Genomic DNA, 3,900 nt, shown 5'->3' on the forward strand with positions numbered 1-3,900 from the left:
CGCGCGCATCCGCTCCAGCATGGCGGCGACCGCGCGTTTTCCCTCCCATTCCAGTGTGGCCACTTACGCTCCGTCCCCCGCCGGTTGATGCCCGCCCACTATTCCGCACCCCGCGCCATAAGGGGAGACCCCATAGGACCCCTTTTGCATATGAATTAGGGTCGATAATATCATGGCGGAATATGATGCCCCCCTCCGCCCGGCCGGATCGTAGGGGCGTGGTCGGGCGGGCCGAAAACCGGCGGGCGGAATAATCAAATATTAATTGATGTGCCCTAGCAGGATAACTGCGCGCTTCCGTCACGCGCATCGAGCCCGAGCGTTTTTTCAGACCCGTCCCAGCCAAGGTAAAGACATTGTCCGCGGATCTGCTCCCTACACTGACACCCACCGAACAGCAGGATTTCAGGATCATCAAGGCGTCAGGCCAGTTTGACGCCGATTTCTATCTCGCGACCCACAGGGACGTGGCCGGATCTGAAATCGACCCGCTGCTGCATTATGTCCGGTATGGATGCCGCGAGGGCCGCCAGCCCAACCGCAATTTCCGCCCCGCCCAGTATGTGAGCCAGCACCCCGAAGCCGGGGCGAAGGACCGCAACCCCTTCGTTCATTTCCTGCAAACGCATGAGGGGTGTCATATCGCCCATCACGGGCTGCTCACCCGCTTCCATCTGGAAGATCTCAGTCTTGGCGTCAAAACACTGGAGCAGTTGCCGTTTTTCGATCCCGCCGCCTATCACGACATCAACCGTGACATTGACCGCGCGACCACCGACATGGCCGAGCATGCCCTGCTTTATGGCGTGCCGGAGGGGCGGCGCATTTTTGGCGCCATGCGCGTATCCGAAACGCTGGGGGCCTTATGCGCGGCCCCGGGGCTGGATGATGCCCATTACATCTCTCCCACCGGCCCGGTGCCGGAGAGTATTGGCGTTTATTACAATACCGGCGGCAATGTATTCATTCATGAAATCGCGGCCGACCTGCAACGCAGCCTGATGGATGCCGGGCTGAACTGCGCCCTGCTGGATGAAACCGCCAATCCCGCCAACCGGCCGGATCTGTGCATATTTGTCGCGCCGCATGAATTCTTCCATCTGGGGCGCGGGCCGCTATGGGCCACGGGCAACATCATCCGTGACGCGCTCATGTTCAATACCGAACAGCCCCAGACGCTGTGGTTCGAACGCGGCCTGCCCTTCATGCTCATGGCGGCGGGCGTGATCGATATCTGCCACCAGATGGCCGAAAGCTTCCGGCAGGCGGGGCTGCCCGCCATCCACTTCACCCCCACCATCGGCCCCGCGCGTGACTATCTGGAAAAAGGCGACATGCGCCATGCCATGGTCCGCATCCTGCCGCCCGCGTGCCGCGCCCGGCCCGATCCCGCCACATCCTTTGCCGACAGGCGGATCGACATCAGCTTTTTTGGCAATACCTCCGCCCATCGCGAGAAGTTCTTCGCCCGCAACGCCGCGTTCTTCGCGCAGTATCGCAATTACCTTTATTACCGCAAGTTCCTGAACCCCATCGACAGCAGCCCGCGTGACAATCCCCTCTCCCGCCTTGCCGCGCATATCGCCGGTCATTCACGCATCACACTGAACATCCACCGCGATGACTACGGTTTTTTTGAATGGCACCGCATCGTCAAGGGCGCCATGGCCAACGGGAGCGTCGTGGTGTCCGAACCCTGCCTGCCGCACCCCGTCTTTCGCCCCAACGTACACTTCCTTGAGGAAACGGGCCGCCATATCCCCAACCTGATCGAATGGCTGCTGCACACGCCCGATGGCCGGGCCAGAGCCGAGGCCATCCGCTGCGCCGCGCTGAAGCTGATCAGCACACCCGCCCGGAACCACGCGCATTGCGAGAAAATCCGTGGGTTCATCGCACATGTATGGAGCACGCCCGAAGCATGAGCATCACCGCGCCCTGGATGGCGACCGGCCGCACCGCCTTCACCTTTAAAAGCCGCCGCAGGAAGACGGCCGAACTGGTCAGCATCTGCGTCACCAATTTCAACTATGCCCGCTATATTGTGGACGCGCTCGATTCCATCGCCGCCCAGAGCCATCCGGCCCTTGAACTGATCGTGGTCGATGACTGTTCGGACAGGGACGATTCCGTAGCCCGCATCACCGCATGGATGGAAGCAAACCGGGAACGCTTCTGGCGCTGCACCCTGATTGTCCATACCCGCAACCAGGGACCGTCCGAAGCCCGCAACACCGCGTTCAGGCAGGCTTCGGGCGCTTTTGTCTTCGTCATGGACGCGGATAACACCATCTATCCCCGCGCCATCGGCCGGCTGCACATGGCGGCCTGCGATGGGGGATTTGACGCCACGTACAGCCAGATTGAATATTTTGGCCACGAGCAGCGCGTCGGCTCGGCCGATATATGGGATCCCGCCCAGATGGCGCGGGAGAACTATGTGGATGTGATGGCGCTGATCCGCCGGCAGGCATGGGAAAAGGTGGATGGCTACAGCCATATAGACGAAGGCTGGGAAGATTATGACTTCTGGCTCAAATTCATAGATCACGGCCTGGAGGTCGCCTACGTGCCGGAAATCCTGTGCCGCTACCGCACTCACGGCAATTCGCGCACGACCAATGACGCATGGGCCGCGCATGAGAAGCTGCGCGCCATCATGGCGTTCCGTCACCCCGCGCTCAGCGCGCGCAACCGGCCCGCGTCACCGCCATGAAGACCTAATGAACGACCATTCCACCCGTCTGTATTTTGACTGACAGAATAATGAAAGTTTCTGGGTGTCGCCTTTTTTCAAAAAGGCGGCGTTCCCCGAAGCCTCCCTGCACTTTACCAGCGGCCTCACAGGCAGGCTTTTCAAACAATCCCTTACGCCGGTAAGGTCGGGCATGACATCGCCCGACGCCACCACGGCCCGCCGGATTATCGTAACCGGCTGCGACCATGCCTATTTCGAACTGGTCATGGAGCTGATCTCCTCCATCCGTGACCACAACTCCGTCCCCATTGGGGTGATCGACTGCGGCATGGATGCCGGGCAACTGGCGCAACTCGAAGCCCGGGGCATTCTGATCCTGGCCCCGTTCATTCCCGATTACGCCCCGGCATCGGCCCTGAAGCGCCGCCCCAACCTTGCAATCAACATATGCAAGCTGTGGCTGGACCAGATGTTGCCCGATTTTGACCTGATCCTGTGGATCGACGCCGATGCGTGGGTGCAGGACGGACGCGCCATCGAACAGATGTTCGCGGCGGCAGCGGGAGGCACGCTGGCCATCGTGCCGGAAATTGGCGCGAAGATCGCCAACCTGCTGGGGGTGCGCTGGATCTGTCCCGGCTGGATGCAGATCCGTTCGTTCTTATATAAGAACGCGACCCGCGCCCGCCTGCCGTTCAGCATACGCAGGCAGATCGGGGCCAAGCCGCTGCTCAACGCGGGTGTGTTCTGCCTGCATCGTGACGCCGCGATCTGGCCCGTGCTGCGGAAGTGGCAGGCGTGCATCCTGCCACGCCGGGGCATGGCGTTTACGCAGGACCAGCTCTGTATCGCCCTGGCGGTCTATATTGATGGCTTACCCGTCACCTTTCTGGACAACAGCCATAACTACATCGGCCCCTGGCTGCTGGATGAGGCGACGGGACAACTGGCCAACCTGTTCTTTCCGCACGCGCCGGTCGGTATCGTGCATATGGCATCGCAAAAGGCGATACGTGAAGCACTCCATCACACCATGACCATACCGACCGTGCGGGGCGGACAGGCCACGCTCAACATCCGCTATGGCGGCATGCGGCACCTCTGAAAGAGAGTTCCGAAATCAGGGTCCGGGGGCCACGAAAAAGCTACGCCCGAAACGGCTTCAGGATTTCGCCGTAGGCGCGACCCCGGCCGAAGGCGCG

At 61.2% G+C, this 3,900-nt stretch carries 3 protein-coding genes; all 3 read left to right on the forward strand.

Features of this window, described 5'->3' with window-relative positions; genetic code table 11:
* The first annotated feature begins 356 nt into the window (after nt 1-356).
* The 3 genes from JCM25156_RS10730 (at nt 357) to JCM25156_RS23530 (ending at nt 3,803) form a co-directional block, all read left to right on the forward strand.
* Complete coding sequence (locus JCM25156_RS10730; RefSeq protein ID WP_025813078.1) at nt 357-1,925, forward strand: CgeB family protein; 1,569 nt, start codon at nt 357-359, stop codon at nt 1,923-1,925.
* Entirely contained in the window at nt 1,922-2,716 is a 795-nt protein-coding gene (locus tag JCM25156_RS10735; RefSeq protein ID WP_025813079.1) for a glycosyltransferase family 2 protein, read from the forward strand. Before JCM25156_RS10730 ends, JCM25156_RS10735 begins: the two co-directional genes overlap by 4 nt.
* 172 nt (nt 2,717-2,888) lie before the next feature.
* Nucleotides 2,889-3,803 carry a glycosyltransferase family protein gene (locus JCM25156_RS23530; protein ID WP_034959363.1) on the forward strand — a complete coding sequence of 305 codons (915 nt, stop codon included), beginning with the start codon at nt 2,889-2,891 and terminating at the stop codon, nt 3,801-3,803.
* Nucleotides 3,804-3,900: the final 97 nt, after the last annotated feature.

It is taken from the genome of Komagataeibacter kakiaceti JCM 25156, from assembly GCF_000613305.1.